An 18,655-nucleotide genomic window follows, 5' to 3' on the forward strand; every position below is an offset into this window, starting at 1 on the left:
GGCGGTCAGTCGTCGGTCACTGGCTTGGTGTCGACTTCCTCGGTCAGTTGCTGTGCAGCCTCGACGAAGAGGGCGACGACCAGCGGGCCCGCGATGAACCCGACGACGCCCACGGTGAGGACGCCGCCGATGAACCCGATAAAGTAGAGGCTGACGGGCATGTCCGCGGTCATCGAGGCCAGTCGCGGCCGGACGATAGCGTCCGGCAGGAACCCGATCAGCACCAGTCCGAGCGCAGTCACGATGATCGCGGCGCCCGTGTCCCCGAGCACGAGGTGGTAGGCGGCGAGTCCGAGGACGACGACACTCGGCCCGATGACCGGAACGAACTGCAGGACGCCGGCCAGCACCGCGAGCACCAGCGCCGAATCGTATCCGAGGGCGGCGAAGACGACGTACGCGATGAGGAAGGTCGCGAACGCCGTCGCCGCCTGCAGGACGTAGATCGCGTTTAGCGTCGACCGCACCCGCTCGTGGAAGTCGAGAGTCACGTCGCGATACGTCACGGGCACCAACTCCAGCACCGCCACCCGGATGTCGTGTGGCCGCAGGAGCAGTCCGTAGACCAGGAAGACGAACAGCGTCGCCTTCAGCGCGAGGACCGGGGCCGCCGCCGCAGTGTCGACCGCCAGCGACGTCATCACGGACTGGACCTGTGCGACGTTCTCGGTGACGGAGACGACGTACTCGAACCCGAACACCGACACCGTGAGTTCCGGGGGCAGGTCCCGGACGAACGAGAGAAACTCCCGCCGCCTGACGTACAGCGCAGCGCCGATAGGGACCACCGCCGCCAACCCCGCGAGAAACGCGGCCAGCGTCGCCACCGCCGCCGCGACCCGTCGGCCCCGCCCGTGGTCGACGAGCCACTGCCTGACCGGATAGATCACATACGCGACCGTAATCGCGAAAAAGACCGTCCCAATCACCTCGGCCAGCACCACCGTCGTGGCGACTGCCGTCACCGCGAACAGGCCCAGCAACACGCGACGGCGACGACGAGCGGATGGCACGCTCCTCTTTGTTCGTCGAACGGCAAAACTGTTGATGCGACGCCGGCGTCGGCCCCGCCGTCAGGAACGCGAGTCGACAGGTCGGGACTTGCAGACGAAACGGTGGGGTCGGTGAGGCCTCAGGGGACGACCCCGACGGTCACCAGCGTCCCGTACACACGGTATCGCTCCACCATGGCATCGCGTGTCTCCCAGTCTTCGGTTGGAAATTCCTCCGCCGGCGGGATCGCCGTTTCCCGGTCCGGGACGTTGTCCTGGACTGCGACGTGAAAGCCCGCCTCCCGGAACGCCGTCCGGTACTGCTCGCGGTCCCAGCGAGTCATCTCGACGCCCACCTTCTCCGGCCAGTGGTGGGAGTGCACGTTCTCCTCGTAGAAGTTCACCGCACAGGAGAACGTCCCGCCGGGCCGGAGCACGCGGTTGAGGTCCGACAGGACGCGGTGTGGGTCCTCGGCGTAGTAGAACGCCTCCATCGAGAAAGCGGTGGGAAAGAGCATTTATTCTTATAGCATAGATGTGGGTATATGGCCGATAGTAAACGCGAACGATTCAGGAGCGAAAAGGCGCGGATTGATCCACAACTGGCAACGCAGTTTGAACAACAACATGAGAACGATGATTACGAAGTGAACCTGCGGGAGCTTACAGACGCCGAACGGGACGCGATACTTGAGTTTGTGAACGCGAAAGACCCACAGACTTCCCGCGTGACCGACCCGAACGGCAGTACCAAATCAGACAGCACGCTTGCCCGCTATGCGAATCTGTTGGGGCGGCTTGGTGAAATGACCGACTTTGACCTCACGGACACCTCTGCCGACGAGATAAACCGCTTCATGGACACGCTACGGAATGGCAACGTGGCCGATGTGAAGGACGAAGGCTTGTCGGCAGGCTCAGTGAAGAATTTTCAGTCGACGTTACGGAAATTCTACGAGTATCACGACGAGTTCGGGATTGAGAAAGGTGAAATCGCGCTCGCCAACCCCGACAACAACACCGTCGATGAACGCGACATTTTCGAGAAAGACGAGATACAGGCCATTCGCAACGCGGCCAACCACCCACGGGACAAGGCGCTAGTTGATCTACTCCTATACACCGGCCAGCGGCTTAGTGCGGTGTTGAACCTGCGGTTGAAGGATATAGACATTGACAACGGCACGTTCTATCTGAATGAAGAACGCGGCGATTTGAAGGGTGCCACAGGAAAGCGGCCACTCCTATATGCAGAGAAGGCCGTCCGAACGTGGTACAACGAACATCCGTGTGACGACTCAGAAGCGTTCTTTATCACCCACAAGTACGACTGGGAGAACAAGTCATACGAACCGGGCCAGCGGCTTGACAACAGCACTATCTACCGCCAGCTACGACGCATTGGCGAACGTGCGGGAGTCGAGAAGCCGATGAACGCTCACAACTTCCGGCATACGTTCGTGACTGTCTGTAAGCGAAACTACGGAATGGACAACGACACGATAAAGCGGCTCATCGGCCACAGACCGGATTCTAACATCATGGAGTCTACGTATGCCCATCTAACCGATGACGACGTGATAGCGGCCGCAGAACGCGCCACAGGCAAACGTGACGATGAACCAGAGTCACCATTGACGCCCGACGTGTGCGACGTGTGCGGGGAAGTGGTTGAGCACGACAACGCGAAAGCCTGCCCCGCCTGTGGTGTTGCCTTCACACCGGACGCGCAACAGGCGAAAGACAAAATGCAGGATCAAGCCGAGGACAAAGCGATTGAAGTGGACAACGAACAAGAAGCGGAAATTGTGAAGGCTGTCTTGAAGGACATACGCGAAAATCCGGGCGAGTTTCTGGATAAGTAACCGCAAAACGTGTCCCGTTTTTAGTGCGCTTTTGCCGTATCTGTAGATATGACTAGATTCGCAGGTGATTCGCATGGCTGACGACACCTACGGCGACCCGGACGCAACGCTTTCGGACCCATACATCCCCGAACCGGACGATTCAGGTGGCGGTGGTGGCGGTGGCGGGAGCGACGACGATGATGATGTGAGTGTTGAACGCCGGAGAGAGAACTACGCGGCCGCGACGGGACAGCTAGACGAGTTGGCGAAAGAACGCGCCGGCCAAGGTGGGGCCGATACGGACCTCTCCGAAATTGACGAACAGGACCAGGAACAGGCCCGACAACGACAGATAGCACAAGAGATAGAAAACCAGCAGTCGCCCGATGGGCCGTCTGTTGGCGAAGTTGCTGAGAACGTCGGACGAACCATCGGGCAGGCGGGCGACGTGGCGGGAGACGCCGCCGATCTCGCAACCAGTGGCCCGCTCGACGTGCCGAGTGGGGACAGTAGCAACCAGGCCCAACAGGACCAGTCCGAACCCACACAGGATACGTCGCAACTGGCGGGGCCATTCCAGGGTGAGAACCTGAGTCCACCCGAACAGGCCGCCAACCGAATCACCCGAACCGCGAAACGAGCCGCGCGGAACCCACGGGCGACGGCGGCCGTGGTTGGTGCAACGACTGGTGCGCCACTGGCGAGGCGTGAGACGAGTGGGACCGATACCGTGAGCCGGGCCGAAGCGCGGGCAGCGGCCGGACTCTCGCCACAGGACCCGACGCGACGGACACAGGCCACTCTCCCAGGTGAAAACGTCCCGACGCTTGAACAGGCCGACCAAGACCGACAACGCCGTATTAGCCAGCAGGCGATTCAGACAACACAAGCACCGGCCACCACTAGAGATAGACTCCAAACTGACGAGTCCATTACCCGAGATATTACGACCGGCGGTGTTCTGGCCGACCAGGGCCGAGGGTTCGCACCCCTGAAGGGTGAGTTCGTCCCCAACCAGCAGGAAGTTAGCGCCGCCGCAGAGGGTGTTGATTTCTTTGTCGACACTGCCGCAGAACAGGCCGGTCGCATTACCGACGTAGCGACGACTGGCCGCGCCAGTGAGGACACGACGGCCGGTGCCGCGATTGAAGGCGGGTTCCGTGGTGTTGGAGGGGTCGCAAATGCCCCGGCGCTTGTGCTTAGTGGGGAAACGGCTGCTGAAGCTGGACAAGGCGTTGTCGCCAACGCACCGGATCAACCACTTCAGACAGCAGGCACGGCAGGCGGCCTTGGGTTACTGTTTGCCAGCAAAGCCGCCGGCCGTGGTGTGCAACGATTTCAGGAAGCTCCCGTTGAAACGGCCGTGTTCGGTGTCTCTTCGCTCACTGCTGAAAGTGCCGTGGCCGGTGGTGTCTCGCCAGTTCGATTTACCCGGACGGACATACCACTCAGTCAGACACGGCAGGTTGATCTTGATGTGAGCACGCAACGAGCGGCCGAGGGTGTTGCCGACGATACGCCGAACGTGAACGTTGAAATCACCGAGAGTGCCGGTGAAACCACAGTCCGAGGGGCGCGGGTGGAGACACCGCCTGTTGCGGAAGCCTTCGGTATCCGGTCGCGTGGGCGAACGCTATTCGGCACCCGCGACGGACGGCCAACAATCGGTGCCCCATCAGTTGCGTCCGAGGCTGGAAATCTCGACCTCGCCCGGATGGGTGCGACCGCCACGGCAACCGCAGAGCCACGTAGTGCGTTTGAAGCGGATGTGTTCCGAGAAACGGCCACGGACCTTGATCCTGCGGCCGGCGAGCGTGTGCGGGCGTCTGAGTCCATCCAGCGCCAAGCACAGGTGACGGAACGGCCAGGCTTTGCAGTCGAGTCCGCAGAGGAGGCTATCGGACAGGCGCGAGCGGTTCCAGAAGGTGCGGTTGACGACGTGACCCAAGCCCTCCGTGACACGGACGCAACGGTATTCGGAAGTGCCGCCGCCCGTGCTCAAACCGAGAACTTCCGCCAGCCGCGTGACGTTGACGTTGTGGTGCCGGATGAGCAACAGGCACAATCACGGTTCGCAGAGGCGCTTGAAGGCGAGAACGCCGATGTGGGCGACGTGTTCGACATTAAGGAGGAAAGCGAGGTTCCGGGCCGTGCCGCAGGTGGTGAACCCATCAAATTCGGCCGCACAAGTCAAGCGCCGCGTGAACTAGATGGTGTGCCGTTCAACCCTGTCAATGAAGAGTTAGTGCGAAAGGCCGGTGCGTCTGCGTTCCTCCGCTCTACGGAAGCCACGAATACACCGAATCGTGTTGATGTTGGCCCGGAACCACGGAGTGCTGAACCCGACAGTGGCGTCCGTGAAAAGGACGTGCTCGACACGCAGCAGTTGGCGCAGGAGCTTGAACTAACCGGACAGGCCCGCCGCCGGTTTGAACGAGCGTTTGATCTTGAAGAGACGACGGACACCCGGAGTCTCGACCTCGGGCCAGTGAGTATCCAGAACCGCCGGCTTCTCGACCCGACTGATACGAACGTGCAGCGGAACGCGCTTGAGTTTGGCACTGTTCGCCGGACGGACGCAGATACCAGAGTCCGTGACGGGGATACAGACACCCGAACCGACGTTGACAGCCCCACGACACGCCGGACTGACAGTGACACCAATACCAGAGTGGGTGACGTAGATAGCCCATCGGCACGCCGGGCAGACGCAGATTCACCGCTTGTGTCGCCAACCACGGATTCACCCACGACCGGATTCGGAGCTGGTGGCAGTCCGTTCGGTGGCTCGCCGGGTGATGATAGCCCCGCACAGTCGCCAACCGGCGATAGCCCGACTGGTGGCTCTCCGCCTGGTGGTAGCCCGCCAACGAGTAGCCCGCCCGGCCTGCCGTCGCCAACGATCCCCGGCCTCAGTCCGCCCGGTCTTGGCAGTCCGCCCGGTCTTGGCAGTCCGCCGGGCTTCGGCAGTCCGCCTGGTGACAGTCCGCCTGGTGACAGTCCGCCGGGTACGTCGAGTCCGCCTGCCGACACGCCGCCCGACACGCCGACACAGACTCCCAACCGGCAAGACCTTGACTTTGAGATTGACCAGGACGAGAAAAACGAAGAGTTCGGCCTGTTGGGAGCGAAGAGTCCGACGCTCTTCGACTTCGGCAACCCGCTCACTGGCGAACGCCTGGAAACGACGCCTGGCGTTCCGCAGTCTGTGTTTGACGAAAGCCCGAGGTTCGAGGAGCTATGACCGACAAGCAGGCACTACAGATTGACGGGACGGTTGACGAGATACGGCGACTACAGCGAGAGCCACCGTCACAGTACGACAAAACCGCTTGGGCGATTGACGACGTAGATGGGGTGACGCTGCTTATCGAGTGTGCTGTAATCCCGTGCCCTTCGTGTGGTGAAGCGGCCTTCTGGAACGGTGGCTACGTCGCCTGTGCGGATTGTAGAACCCGGCAGAGGTTGGTAGGCTAAACCCATGGCTCACATTCATCAAACAGTCAGAACATACATCCGACAATAATCTCAAACCACAATCATGACACAGTGCCCCGAATGTGGCGACGACACAAGCCTCTACGAGTGTGGTGAGTGTGGTGTCGATCATTGTGTTGACTGTCGCCTGCCCGATGAACACACCTGCGAGCCGCCAGAAACAACGACTGAGGCAGACGGCCGGACGGCGATTCTAGGACTCTCTGGTAAACAGTGGGGTGCCGTAGTCGTTCTATGGTTTGCTACGGTCGGGAGTAACCCTGATATTACGACCGCAGCAGGAATGGTCGTGCCTTTGTCGGTTCTCTGGCCGTTGTGATTGCAGTTACCGGACTGTGGGTGAAAGTCCGACCGAACAGTGGCGATGAACAGACCGCAGACGACACGACCGCAACGAAAGCGAGTGAGTAATAATGAGCAACGAAAACAAAATCCCGACGTTGATGGTTTGTACGCCTGGAATCACGGCGAAACGGTTTACGCGCGATCCAATCGGCACCGAAGGTGAGTTTTCGCCCGGTGACGACCGAGTGAACCCATACCGTTCGGTTGATGAACGCGAAGAGGTTGAACGGGTGAAAGCCAAGCGCGACCGTCAAGAGAAGCGTGGCCCGCAACGAGACGACGTAATCAGCACACCGTTCGCAGAGAACAGCGGCAACGATCTCGTGAAAGTCCCCATCGAGGACCCAACAGCAGACCCGGACCCATTCGCGTTTGACGACGTGAGCTTTGGCAATATGCAACTGCCGGGCCTTGGCGACGGGCCACGCTTCTGAATCCTATTCTACGGCGGATTGTATCGACAAAACCCCTACCCCTGACGTAGACAATTCGGCACGAACGGCATTGTGTCTGTGCGATATTCGGCAGAAACGGTCTGCTGGATATAGGTACGTGCATGGTACGATAGCACACCATACCCGTGTGTCCCCTCCCCCCTATCACGCATTGTACGATAGACCAGTAGGGGCGTGTGTGTTGTGTGTGTGAACAGCGACACTCTACAGCTATGTTGCCTGTCGACAGAAAGCGTGTGACGGCGAAGAGGACACCGTATGGCTGACGAAGGTTGTGGGGCGGTGCCCATCTATCTATACTGTCTGGCAATCCTAGAGTCTTTGGTGAGTCCGAGGGCAGTGAGTCGATACTGTTAGTCTCTATTCAGTCAGACTCTCCTGCGTGACTATCTTGTTTACCTCTCTGCCTTTGCTAACTAACGTCGGTGCGAACCTGTCACGTCGTGCGGTTCACACAGACAGCACGTTAGCCACGACTCTCCTGCTGGAAAGAGAGGACCGCTGTAAACCTCGCGTGTATATATTATATGCCGTAGCCGTTTACAGCGACAGCAGTAACCACAGACGCCGTGAGTCTATGGGCGTATTGAGATATGGATAGGGACGCTACTACTTACTAAGGCCGTTGCGCGTTAGTACGTAGGTACACTGTTGCCCTGAATGAATGAACCCTCAGTTCCTACCGCGCGTTAGTACGAATGTGTAGGTTGCTTCTTTCACCGTCCATCCTTGGTGCCGTCATGCGATTGTAGCCACAACGATGAAAGCCACTCAACAACGATCCTCGACGACAGTACGCGCGTTAGTACGAACGTATATCGCTGGTTGTTGTTGGCTTTCGTCCCTATGCAGTCATGCGATTAGTCCAAAGCCATAGCAACGAGGGACAGCTGACGATCTACAGCGAAGAGAAACAGGAACCATTCGCCGTTGCACCCCCTCTACCACAATTAGAATCGGATTTGGCTCTTCGCGCGATAACGGGCGTATGTACGCCCCTGCCGGTAGTTGTTTGTGGTTATTTTCGATTTTCCCCATGCGCGTTGGGTACAGTACCGTACATGGTTCTCTCTGTCTTTTTTCTTGATTATGTTATGATGTAGTGTCTTAGGCGTTCTCTGTGTCCTTTAGCATAGTTGCCTGTGCTATCCTTTAGTAGGGTGTCTGTCGTGGTGATTCAGTGGCTGTTATGCCTCTGGCCCGTCGTTCGTGCGTTGTATCGGGTGTAGAACAGTCGCCTAAGCGTCTATCTTGTCAATTCATACCCGCTTTCGGTGGTCAAAAGGTGCCATCCTGCCAATAGTCGTCGGTATCTGTGGTGTGTGACTGCCGTGAGTGTGTGTCTTGGCTACTCTCCCCTGAAATCATACCCGAATCGTCATGCTCATGGTCACACTCAAAACGAAGTTGCACACCGCTCGGGAGTGATGGGATTGAGGCACTGTCCCTGTTATCCACGTCGAGATAGTCCCACACGTCAAGCACAGTATCACAGTCCGGGCAGTACCATTTGCCTTCGGGTAGTTCAAACCAGTGACCTTTGCTATCTTCGGCTTCGTCGTGTAGTTCTCCCCCACAGTCCGGGCAGTCGGTGACGTTCTGTTGTAGCACATCCAGGTAGGCGGCGACAACCTCGACTGCCCGATGAAAGCCCCGTGGCTCTTTGCCATTCAATTCAGTTGCTATGTCCATCAAACGATTCTTGTTTTCGTAGGTGGTTCGCGCCCTGAAGTTACGGTTTCGGGTCATTGGCTTAGAAGAATTGCGGCGATTGCCAGCAGTACGATCACTCCGGCGACAGCAGCGGCGACGAATCCACCACTGAAAGACGACGACAACCCGTTACTGGCGGTACTGTTGGTTATCGAGGGTGCCGATTCGATAGGTGGGTCAACGAGCACGTATCCGATAGCGCCGGCTACAACAGTCACACCACCACCGAACAGGATTCTTGCCCCGAGTGAGTCCCCACGTCCGCTCATGTTTTCTTCTCTCTCGCTCTGCCGCTTCCGTCACGCTTCATATCAGGGCATGACGGACACGCTTTGGGACGGTCGACACCGGACGGCACGAACACCCGCACGTAGTTCTCAGTGACGTGCGACCCACAGTTATCACACTCAGGCATCCCTATCACCGTATGGGTTCCCGCCGTTCATCTTTGCACAACTCCCACAGAAACTTGTGTTTCTCCGCCTGTTGAATTTCTCTAGCGACGTGGCCCGCAGAATCCGGGCGTTGATTGCGCAGAGAGTGGTGAAATCACCGTTTTCGGTTTCTTTTGGGATATGCCAGATGTTGTTGCCGGCAGTGGCAAACAGCACTGTCTTCTCGCTGTTTTCGACCTTCTCGGCAGGAACGGTATTGTGCTGTTGGTGGCTCATTGTTTCTCACCGTTCAAATCCCAGTCATCGGTCATCTGAAACCCGTTGTACGCGCCGCAGGCCGTTTTCAGGACACATTCAAGAGTTACGTCCTTTGGCGAAACGTCATGATCTCGTGCGATAGCTTCCCGTGTCTGTCGGATTCTCTTATCTTCGTCAAACGACAGTAGCCCGTTGTTGAAGGCTTCGAGGGCTGCACCGACAACATCCGGCCGAGAGAGTTCATCCGGTGCAACGTCACGGTCCTGTGCGACTTTCTCCCGCGCCTGCTCGAATTGTTCAATGTGCTCTTCGCGTTTGAGGGTAAGATACACACCTTCTGTTTCGCTCATGCGGTTTCACCTCCGAAGAACCACGACAGAAGCCGTGCCGGGGCACCGATGGCACCGCCCGCGTGGGCCAGTGTTGCGACGAGTCCAGCAATCCCAGTCGCGTAGGACAATGCTAGCAGAGCGTTACCAGCAGTAGCGGACGTGTAGAGGCTGAGTGCTAGCCACGTTCCGAACGTGACTATGACGACAATTCCACTACCAAGAACGCCCATGTAGATAGCACCTGGAATACTGACGGTCATTTCGGAGGTGTCAATAACCGGCCGCCCGCCAGTGACCCGATTACGGGCACTTTTGTACGTTTTCCAGCCGATGAAAGCCAGTAGAATAACCAGCATAGCAGCGGGTATGCTCATATTGCCACGATCCCCGGACAGTCGAGATAGTAGCCCGGCAGTGTTGTTCGTGGGTTCAGGCTCTTCGGGTCCATCATAGTCCGCTGGCGCGTCACGTGGTTGTGTTTGCATACCGCCTGAAGCGGGTGCTCCCGTGTCGGCAGGCTCCGCAGGACCAACGTACCACCCGACACTTTTCCCACGGCCACGCCCGACTTCGAACTTATTGATCTTCCCTTCGCTCTCCAAGCTGTCTAACCGCCGGTAGACAGTTTTTCGGTCATACTCGACTTCGTGCGCTTCCTCGATCTCGTCTTTAATCGTGGATGTTGACGGGTACACGTCCCCCTGCGGCCACTCCTCCACCGCGGCAACGAAATCATCATCATCCACATCCGCATTACGCCCACGTGCCATATGTCCCACTTGGATAGCCGCAAACTTAGTCTTTACCCACGTGGTGCATATCATCTATTATAACCTTGAATAATGTCCCAAGTGACGGTATATGTTTATGTCCCACTTGGTCTTATATAGGGGTAAGAACGCTGCCGTGGCTACGCGAGATTGAGTCGGTCGGGGGAGAAAAGCCCCAACCAGTGTGTTGGTACACTCTGGTTTTGGCGGGGCAGTAGTATAAAACCGCGCACGTTTCGACGTGTGCGGGGCGTTACGGCGCGTTCGATAACTAGCCACCCTTTCCACAAATGGCGACGAACGACCGCAACGCCCCTGCAAAAGAGGGGCGCACGAAGCGAGGTAAAGATACCGAACCAAACCGCGATAGCTTGGCGTTTTACGCCGAGAAAGCGCCCGAAGGCACGTCTACTACGGCGATCATTGGCGCGTACCATAGCGACAAACGCGCCAGTGAAATTGAGGACTGGGGGGAGTACGATGCTTGAGGTTGAAAAGCTGGCTCAGGACGATCCCGAAGCCGTCCGAGAGTTCGCCCACGGCTGTCCGAATCCGCTCAAGAGTCACCTGCTGGCGATTGTTGACGATGTGGAGGGTTCGTAATGCTCGGGAAACGAGCGAACTACAAGTGCCCTTCCTGTGGCAGTTTGTCAATTTTCCGGGAAGTGGGGCGGCTGTTCATCTGTTTGGACTGCCGAACACCGACGTTGGAACGGCCCGGCCGTCCCCGTGATAGGTGGTGGTCAGGATGAATTGGTGCTGGCCCGAGAGTTCGCCGTCGACCGGCTGGCGCGACGTGGCGCGGATCATGGCCGCGACCCAGGGGGTGAGCCACCGATGAACCAGTTAACATTAGCGGATATTAACGCTAGTTCACTATCGAACTACGTTACCTGGGTCTACAACGATAACGCCGGTCACGGTGAGATACAGCCATACGCACACTCAAACGAGGACTGGATAGCTACCTGTTCGGACTGTGGCACGCGGGTTGATTCAGTCATTGACACACGTTCTGACTGGGATGGTGGCATTGTGAGTGGTGTCGAGAGCGAGATAGACGATGGTGTTTATCGCTACGAACACGCCGACACTCCCATCTGCCGTGATTGTGTCGAGCGGACCACCAGCAGTTGGGGCGGATGGGAAACTCACGAAGCGGACCACGAAACGGTGGTTAGCAAGTACGGTAAGAATCCGTCCGAAACAGTCCTTGAGCTAGGGAAGATGCAACGGGCGGTGTTGCTGGCAATGCTGGATCATTGGGACGGGTCGCACCCTAGCGAATTTGAAGGATGGGTGAAACGAGTTGATGTAACCCGACAAATCGCTAGTGCGGACTACCATTCAGCAACGTCGACCAATTCGTTGTATGCCAGTGTGTCCCGCGCGGTTCACTCTCTGATTGACCGTGGGCTGCTGACAGGCGCTTATCGGGCGTGGCACACCTATCATGGCGACAGTCCACCGATGAACGCCCACGAGGATCAACCTTGGTCGGGCGACCAGGGCGACAGTCCATTTGACGGCAACCAGAACGATAACCCGACTATCGAGAAGGTCCGGCTACGGATGGATGGGCTACGCGCTGGTGCGTTAATATCAGAGTATCTTAACGGAGGTGCTACGCCGCGATGAACCAGTTGCCCCCAAAAGACGCCTATCCAGAGTGGGCGAAAGCATACGATAATTGGGCGTTGTGGTCCCGCGAATCCGAAAACGCCGGGAAGCCACTTAAGAAGAATCAATACGGTGCCAGTTGGTCTGACCCGGACTGTGGGTACTCATTTGAGGACGCCTATGAAGCCGCCCAGTCTGACGACTACTTTGATGGCATTGGGTTGGTAGTCCCCGACGACGCCGTAATATACGGGATAGACCTTGATGGGTGCCTTCGAGAGCCGAACGCACCAAAACCGAAAGACTGGGTGCCGAAGCTCGATCTGTTTGTTGACGACGCCTATATTGAGTATTCTAAGTCCGGTACTGGCCTACATATCTTTGCGAAAGGCAACGTGCCGGAGTGGTGGACTAACAGCCACTTTAGCAACGATGAACACGAAGGCGTTGAAGCCTATGATAACAAGTTCTTCATTTTTACTGGCGACAGGCTCCCTATCTCGGCAGATACGCCCGAGGAGGTTGATCCGCGACCGTGGCTCATGAAAGCCTACAAAGGGGTTCGTGGCCGTCTCCCGACGCTTGGAACGCCCGATGCTGATAGTGACGATTACGACGGTTCACATGAGCTGTCCAAGGCAGATATTGAAAACGCATTGGACAGTCTCAATCCCGATATGGGACACTCTGAATGGGTCCGAATGGCATTTGCCGTGTACGACTGGGATGATGGAAACACCGGGAGGAGTGTCTTTGAGAGTTGGTCACGACAAGGTAGTAAGTTCGACTCTGCCGCCGAGAGCACGATTGAATGGGTCTGGTCAAACGCCGATGATGGGGACTCAAACAACAATACGTCCCTTGGATCGTTGATCTACGAAGCTAAGCAAAATGGCTGGTCGTACCCAACAACGGACGGCGGTACTACCACACAACAGCAGAGTTCGGACAGGCCAGCAGGCAACACCGATTCGGACGAATCCGATGATGGGGACGGATGGGATTATGTCCGGGGTCAGTACCAGGCCGCGTCAACAAAAGAGAGTCCCGTCGAGAAGAACGACGCCCGGTTTGAAGCCGCCGAACAGTTGTTAGACGAGTTCCGTTTCGCCAACCGGGAGGACGATGATGTGCTGTTCGTGTACGACGAAAGTAGTGGTATCTACGAGGAGAATGGTGAAAGCGTCATTCGCCAACGGGCGCGGAAAGGGCTACAGGGTGCCTTTGCCCGTCAAGAGGTTGGGGAACTGGCCGAACACATCCGCGCGGCACGGACGTATGCTATCGAAGAGTTTGGTGGCCCTGAGTGGCATATCGCTCTTGACAATGGGGTGCTACGGATTGACCGGGGCGGGAACGCCGATCTACTCAACCATGACCCCGAATACCTGTTCATCAATCAGGCCGGGACACGGTACGACCCCGACGCCGACTGTCCCCGCTGGAAGCGATACCTGAAAGAGACAGTCAAATCCGACACGCACCGGATGAAACTACAGGAATACGCCGGCTACTGCCTCATGCACTGGGGGATGCCCGAACACAAGGCGTTGTTCCTGGTTGGCCCGCAGGCGTCCGGTAAGTCGACGTTCGCAGATACAATCCGCGCCCTGTTGGGTGGAGCGGACAACGTGGCGAGCATGGCCCCGCAACAGATGACCAGCCGTTTCGGGACTGCCGAACTGTTCAGTGCATGGGCCAACATTCGCAACGACATTCCGCCAAAAACGATTGAAGAAACTGGCACGTTCAAGGAGATTACAGCGGGCGATCCCATCAAAGCCGAACGAAAGGGTAAGCCACTGTTCCACTTCCGACCCACGGCAAAGCACATATTCAGTGCTAACCAGCTGCCCGACGCCGAGGACGATGATGGGGCGTTCTACCGCCGTGTGTTGCTCGTGCCATTCCCAACGACCATTCCCCGCGAGCAACGGAATAAGTCGCTAGACGACAAGCTCCGCGACGAGTTGCCCGGTATCCTGAATTGGGCGCTTGATGGACTGTCCCGGCTTCTACAGCAGGACGGTTTCACGGGCGATCTCTCCGTGCATGAGACGGCAGAGACGTGGGATAAGTGGGGCAACACCGTTGATAGATTCGCCAAAGTATGCCTGGAAACGTCGGGTAGTGGAACACCGAAGCCGAAGAAAGAGGTGTACGCTATGTACCAACGGTTCTGCGATGACGAGAACTTCCCGGCGGACACACAACGCAAGATGACGCGCCGGCTGAAAACGGAGCATGGGATACAAGACGGGCACGCGACGGTTGACGGTCGACAACAGCGGTGCTTCCTCAATGTCGAATATACGTCCCGTGCCGAACAGTACCAGGAGTCCGACGACGATGATGTGAATGGGTCGGGCCTTGGCGACTACTCCTAACTAACGCCGTACCTGTTCTTTACGCTCTGCTTTGGAAAATTTTTGAGCGCGAAATTTTTCCACATCGTAGCATACCCACCGACAGCGGTAGGTATCATACTACAACCCGATTACTGCTCTTTACCGTGGTGAAAGTGTAATCTCTGCCTTCAGCCGCTAACAATACAATAAACGACCATATCACTAAACTGACTACACGACCCCCCCGAAATCTTTGCGGGAGTGCGTGTGCGCGTGTGCGCTCGCCCAAAGATTCGGCACCCATTGTGTAGTAAGCAAACTGATATACAACCGTCCGTTGCTAAGGGCGGTGAAAAAAGGACATAACACTTTCACTGAGGTTGTGAACTGCCGCCCACGTTCGCTATAGCGGTTATAGCCAACCGTGGTATTAACTACATGGGTCACAATGTGGCCCATATGAGTGAATGGACTCACTCAGACGGTTTGGACAGAGAAACCCGCCAGCGACGGGCAAAAAACGGGAAGTGCGTTATCTGTGGCGGCGACTACGATCACATTGAGCCAGTCAAGAGTACCGACACAGATAGCGACTGGCCGATGCTTGGACGTGCATTTGTGCATGGCGACACCGAGTGTATTGAGTGGCCGACTGGCGTGACGCAGGAGTACGACACAGTGAATGAGCGAATCATTCAGTGACCGCGTGACGACACTGGTTGAAGAGACGGCCTTGAGCGACCAACAGGCCCGTGTAGCTCTGTATCGGTATCAGGGCTACTCATGGACCGAGATAAGCGAAGAAATGGACATAGGCCGGGACACGGCACGGAACTACCACGACCGCGCCAAGGAGAAGTATGAACAGGCCAGTGCGACAGTCGAGAGGTTAGAAGAAATCGGGTTTGGTGCCGAGTGACGCGCGACTGATTTTCGTCGATACCTACCAGTTTGCGTATAGAAAGGGGTGTCTGAAAATCTATCAGGTATCTGGTAGTGGTTGCACCGTCCTTACGCCGTGTGGCGATTCGCATACCCACGGCATAGGGTTGGTTGTAAGAATGAATGGTGCATTATGCGGCTTTCATCGAGAAGGCGTGATCCACGCTGTCGGTCTCGAACGGGAGTCGCTCGAAGTCGCCCTGGAGGAAGCCAACGGCGCGGTCGTCGGTGTACGAGCGGGCGTTCCGGACCATCTCCGGCGAGGCGTCGACGCCGTAGGCGCGTCCCGCTCCCTTGATCTCGCGGAGGGCGCGGGCGGCGTACCCGCTCCCACAGCCCAGATCGAGCACCGTGTCGCCGGCCTCGACCGGCATCCGTTCGAGGACGTGTTTCGCGGTGTGCCAGTGGCGCTCCTCCATCCCCCTGTCGCGCCCCTCGCTGGCCCACCGGTCGAACTCCTCGCGAACGCTCATGGATGTGCCAGTCCCCGGCCCGACAAAACGGGTTCGGTCGCGGCCGCTCCGTGACCGCGCCAGCGGCACCGAGGCCGCTCCGGGACCGTTTTAGCCCTCGGGGGCGAGACCGTCGGCATGGTCGGGAAAAGCCGTCGGTTCGCGGTCGCCGACACGGCCCAGCAGATCGTCGGCGGGTTCCTGCTGGCCGGGCCGTTCGTCGTCACCGAGGAGGTCTGGGTGCTGGCCGCACGGATGACCGTCGGCCACCTCGCCGCCGTCGTCACCATCGTCTTCGCCATCGGCTACGGCGCCCTCTACAAGGCCGACGACGACCGCGACCCCGACAGCGAGCAGGAGGTCGCCGGTATCCCCCTCCGCTTTCTCTCGCTGATGTGCGTCGCCTTCGGCTCCGTCACCGTCCTCGCGCTCGCCTTCACCGCGCCCCGGACCTTCCTCGTCGAGGGCGAAATCCTCGCGGCTCCGACACCGACCCTCGTCGCGCTCACTACGGTCAAGGCCGTCGCCGTCGGCGCCATCTTCAGCGTCGTCGGCGCCGCGACGGCGGACTCCGTCTTCTAGGCCCCCACTTTTTACTGCGGGGGGCTTCCTCGGGCGCAGAGCGCCCTGTGGGAGCCCCCCGTCTGCTCACGGGCGCTTTGCGCCCGTTCGCATGGTATGCGGGACCTTCGGTCCCGCACTATTGCAAAAACTTGGGGAAAAACGACGGAACTCGCGCCACGGCGCGAGTTCCGTGATTCCCGTGAGTGACCACAGGGAGCGAACGGGATCGTACGGAAATCTTCGATTTCCGTGATGCCAAAAATCTCCGATTTTTGAGCAGCTCGGCAGAGCTTGCTCTGACGGTGACCGCGCTCACTTCGTTCGCGCGGATGCTTGATTCGCTCACGCTGACCGCCCAACGAAGACGGCCGCCCTGCCCTTCCCCGGGTCGTGCGGCCCGCGAGGCCGCGGGCACGCACTCCCGGCCGACCGCACCACCGGTGACTGCAGTGATTGGAGACGGTTGAACGGCAGCGAGGCCGCGTCGTAGCCGTGTCCGCGCGGATACCAGGGCTCGAACCCCCCGACCGAGACCCGCAACCTTAACGCCGTCGCCGGTGTTCTGTGGCGATATGGATTACCAGCTCGCTATCGAGAACACGCCGGACACCATCCCGGGGGGAACCGGGATTCTGCTTCTCCATCCGAGCACGGGCGAGACCGACCGCATCGACACCGACTTCCTCTCGACCGACACCGACCACATGCTCATCGTCTCGACCCGCACCACCGCCCGCGAGGTCGAGCAGAAACTGGAGTACTACGAGGTCGACGAGACCAAGGCCGTCATCCTCGACACCCTCTCCATCGAGCGGGGCTACACCCGCCGACAGAGCAAGAACGTCCGCTACGTCTCCTCGCCGGACGACCTGACGAGCATCGTCGACCACGTCGGCGAGTTCCTCGACGGCCACGACGGGAAGCTCCGCGTCACCGTCGACTCGCTCAACGAGATGGCCTACTACGCCGACGCGGACCGCACCCGCGACGCCGCCGAAGCCATCCTCGGCCTCCTCGACGACCACGATGCCGTCGGCCTCTTCCATCTCGACCGCGAGGTCCACGACGGCTCGACCGTCGAGGCCTACCGCGACCTGTTCGACGGCGTCATCGAACTCGACACCGACGGCACCGTCACCTCGACGTTCTAGTCCTCGAGGGCCGCGAACGTCTTGCGCGCCCACTCGACGGCGTAGGCCGGTCCGTTCCGGCTGTAGGCGCCGGTATCCAGCGCCGCGAAGGGCGCGGGCACCTCGATCCCGTGTTTGATAGCGCTACAGGCCAACTCCGCCGCCGCCGGGAACTCCGTCTCGCCGCGTGCCATCTCGCCGGCGAGTCCGTCGAGGCGGGGCGTCAGCCGCTCGCCGGCGTCGAGCCACGCCTCGAAGAGGGCCGGATGCGCCTCGTCCCAGTCCGCGAAGACCTCGCGGGTCCGCAGTCCCAGGTGGGCGGTGTACAGCGCGGCCGCGAGCTGGTAGTCGCCGGCCGGCGAGAGCGGCGTCGCGGCCACGAGGTCGGGGTACCGCTCCTCGAAAAAGCCAAGGAAGTGCTCGGGCGCGTCGAGGCCCACCTCGACGAGCGCCTCGGCGAGCAGGAAGGAAACGAAGTCCTCGGGTGACCCCTGGAGCCGCGGCTTGACGAACACGGCCGGCGGGTCGGTCTGACGGGTCCAGGCGACGCCGCCGTCACCGGGCATCCCGACCGTGAACTCGCCGCCGGCGTAGCGGCGAAGTTCGTCGGGTGCGTCGGCCGGCACCCACTCGTCGGGGTAGCTATGGGGGTCGAGCCCGTCGACGACCAGCGCGAGGTCCTCCGCGACGGCCGGGTCGAGCGTCTCGAAGTCCCGCTGGCAGTCGAAAACGAGGGCGTCGGGCGCGTGTGTCTCTCGGACGGCCGCGAGCGCGCCCGAGAGGGGGCGCTCGTCGAACATCAGACCGCCGCGCTGACCATCAGTCCGACGGCGATCAGCCCGAAGACGGCGATAGTGGCGAGTACGATCTTGGTGGCTTGGCTCATGTGTGCTCGTTCCCGGAGTAACGATTTAAACCTTCGATTTCGTCCCCGGCGAGCACACCGGCTGGCCGGCGTGGCACCCGGGTTCCGGCGGTCGCGAACCGCCGCGGG

General features: G+C 59.2%; 17 protein-coding genes and 2 pseudogenes. 9 read left to right on the plus strand and 10 right to left on the minus strand.

Annotated elements, in window-relative coordinates:
* Positions 1-5: 5 nt before the first annotated feature.
* Complete coding sequence (locus tag MUG96_RS17930) at positions 6-1,013, minus strand: AI-2E family transporter (RefSeq protein WP_246985013.1); 1,008 nt, start codon at positions 1,011-1,013, stop codon at positions 6-8.
* A gap of 119 nt (positions 1,014-1,132) precedes the next feature.
* Positions 1,133-1,492 (minus strand): annotated as a pseudogene (locus tag MUG96_RS17935) (methyltransferase domain-containing protein); the annotation flags it as partial.
* Positions 1,493-1,537: 45 nt separating this feature from the next.
* On the opposite strand from MUG96_RS17935, the gene MUG96_RS17940 reads away from it, so the two are divergent.
* The 3 genes from MUG96_RS17940 (at position 1,538) to MUG96_RS17950 (ending at position 7,116) form a co-directional block, all read left to right on the plus strand.
* Positions 1,538-2,857 carry a tyrosine-type recombinase/integrase gene (locus MUG96_RS17940; protein WP_246985014.1) on the plus strand — a complete coding sequence of 440 codons (1,320 nt, stop codon included), beginning with the start codon at positions 1,538-1,540 and terminating at the stop codon, positions 2,855-2,857.
* A gap of 73 nt (positions 2,858-2,930) precedes the next feature.
* Positions 2,931-6,083, plus strand: coding sequence for a hypothetical protein (locus tag MUG96_RS17945; protein WP_246985015.1), 3,153 nt, complete (start codon positions 2,931-2,933; stop codon positions 6,081-6,083).
* A 667-nt stretch (positions 6,084-6,750) separates the two neighbouring features.
* Positions 6,751-7,116, plus strand: coding sequence for a hypothetical protein (locus tag MUG96_RS17950; RefSeq protein ID WP_246985016.1), 366 nt, complete (start codon positions 6,751-6,753; stop codon positions 7,114-7,116).
* Between the two features lie 1,299 nt (positions 7,117-8,415).
* Here the strand turns inward: MUG96_RS17950 and MUG96_RS17955 are convergent.
* The 5 genes from MUG96_RS17955 to MUG96_RS17970 form a co-directional block, all read right to left on the minus strand.
* Positions 8,416-8,829, minus strand: a complete 414-nt coding sequence (locus tag MUG96_RS17955; RefSeq protein ID WP_246985017.1) for a hypothetical protein — start codon at positions 8,827-8,829, stop codon at positions 8,416-8,418.
* A gap of 286 nt (positions 8,830-9,115) precedes the next feature.
* Positions 9,116-9,265 (minus strand): DUF7563 family protein, encoded by a 150-nt coding sequence (locus MUG96_RS24410; protein WP_443984560.1) that lies wholly within the window; start codon positions 9,263-9,265, stop codon positions 9,116-9,118.
* Positions 9,258-9,521 carry a hypothetical protein gene (locus MUG96_RS17960; protein WP_246985018.1) on the minus strand — a complete coding sequence of 88 codons (264 nt, stop codon included), beginning with the start codon at positions 9,519-9,521 and terminating at the stop codon, positions 9,258-9,260. Before MUG96_RS17960 ends, MUG96_RS24410 begins: the two co-directional genes overlap by 8 nt.
* Complete coding sequence (locus MUG96_RS17965) at positions 9,518-9,853, minus strand: hypothetical protein (RefSeq protein WP_246985019.1); 336 nt, start codon at positions 9,851-9,853, stop codon at positions 9,518-9,520. Before MUG96_RS17965 ends, MUG96_RS17960 begins: the two co-directional genes overlap by 4 nt.
* Positions 9,850-10,581 carry a PRA1 family protein gene (locus MUG96_RS17970; protein WP_246985020.1) on the minus strand — a complete coding sequence of 244 codons (732 nt, stop codon included), beginning with the start codon at positions 10,579-10,581 and terminating at the stop codon, positions 9,850-9,852. The genes MUG96_RS17965 and MUG96_RS17970 overlap by 4 nt, the downstream gene beginning before the upstream one ends.
* A 504-nt stretch (positions 10,582-11,085) precedes the next feature.
* On the opposite strand from MUG96_RS17970, the gene MUG96_RS24180 reads away from it, so the two are divergent.
* The gene (locus MUG96_RS24180) at positions 11,086-11,208 is read left to right on the plus strand and encodes a hypothetical protein (RefSeq protein ID WP_256465399.1); all 123 of its coding nucleotides are present in this window, start codon (positions 11,086-11,088) and stop codon (positions 11,206-11,208) included.
* A 75-nt stretch (positions 11,209-11,283) separates the two neighbouring features.
* Here MUG96_RS24180 and MUG96_RS24185 read toward each other — a convergent pair whose 3' ends face one another.
* Complete coding sequence (locus MUG96_RS24185) at positions 11,284-11,415, minus strand: hypothetical protein (protein WP_256465400.1); 132 nt, start codon at positions 11,413-11,415, stop codon at positions 11,284-11,286.
* A gap of 27 nt (positions 11,416-11,442) precedes the next feature.
* Here MUG96_RS24185 and MUG96_RS17975 point away from each other — a divergent pair, with 27 nt between their 5' ends.
* The 3 genes from MUG96_RS17975 (at position 11,443) to MUG96_RS17985 (ending at position 15,492) form a co-directional block, all read left to right on the plus strand.
* Positions 11,443-12,243: a hypothetical protein gene (locus tag MUG96_RS17975; protein ID WP_246985021.1), complete on the plus strand. Its 801-nt coding sequence runs from the start codon at positions 11,443-11,445 to the stop codon at positions 12,241-12,243.
* A complete protein-coding gene (locus MUG96_RS17980) occupies positions 12,240-14,612 on the plus strand; it encodes a phage/plasmid primase, P4 family (RefSeq protein ID WP_246985023.1) in 2,373 nt (790 codons plus the stop codon). The genes MUG96_RS17975 and MUG96_RS17980 overlap by 4 nt, the downstream gene beginning before the upstream one ends.
* 643 nt (positions 14,613-15,255) lie before the next feature.
* Entirely contained in the window at positions 15,256-15,492 is a 237-nt protein-coding gene (locus tag MUG96_RS17985) for a helix-turn-helix domain-containing protein (RefSeq protein WP_246985024.1), read from the plus strand.
* Positions 15,493-15,652: 160 nt separating this feature from the next.
* On the opposite strand, the pseudogene MUG96_RS17990 reads toward MUG96_RS17985, so the two are convergent.
* Positions 15,653-15,988: pseudogene (locus MUG96_RS17990) on the minus strand (class I SAM-dependent methyltransferase); the annotation flags it as partial.
* A 117-nt stretch (positions 15,989-16,105) separates the two neighbouring features.
* Between MUG96_RS17990 and MUG96_RS17995 the strand changes: the two are divergent.
* Positions 16,106-16,549 carry a DUF2391 family protein gene (locus MUG96_RS17995; protein ID WP_246985026.1) on the plus strand — a complete coding sequence of 148 codons (444 nt, stop codon included), beginning with the start codon at positions 16,106-16,108 and terminating at the stop codon, positions 16,547-16,549.
* Positions 16,550-17,103: 554 nt separating this feature from the next.
* Entirely contained in the window at positions 17,104-17,682 is a 579-nt protein-coding gene (locus MUG96_RS18000; RefSeq protein ID WP_246985027.1) for a DUF7090 family protein, read from the plus strand.
* Here MUG96_RS18000 and MUG96_RS18005 read toward each other — a convergent pair.
* The gene (locus MUG96_RS18005; RefSeq protein ID WP_246985029.1) at positions 17,679-18,461 is read right to left on the minus strand and encodes a DUF7089 family protein; all 783 of its coding nucleotides are present in this window, start codon (positions 18,459-18,461) and stop codon (positions 17,679-17,681) included. The genes MUG96_RS18000 and MUG96_RS18005 overlap by 4 nt on opposite strands.
* Between the last annotated feature and the right edge of the window lie 194 nt (positions 18,462-18,655).

The sequence above is a fragment of the Halorientalis marina genome (assembly GCF_023028345.1).
In the GTDB taxonomy this organism is placed as follows: Archaea; Halobacteriota; Halobacteria; order Halobacteriales; family Haloarculaceae; genus Halorientalis; species Halorientalis marina.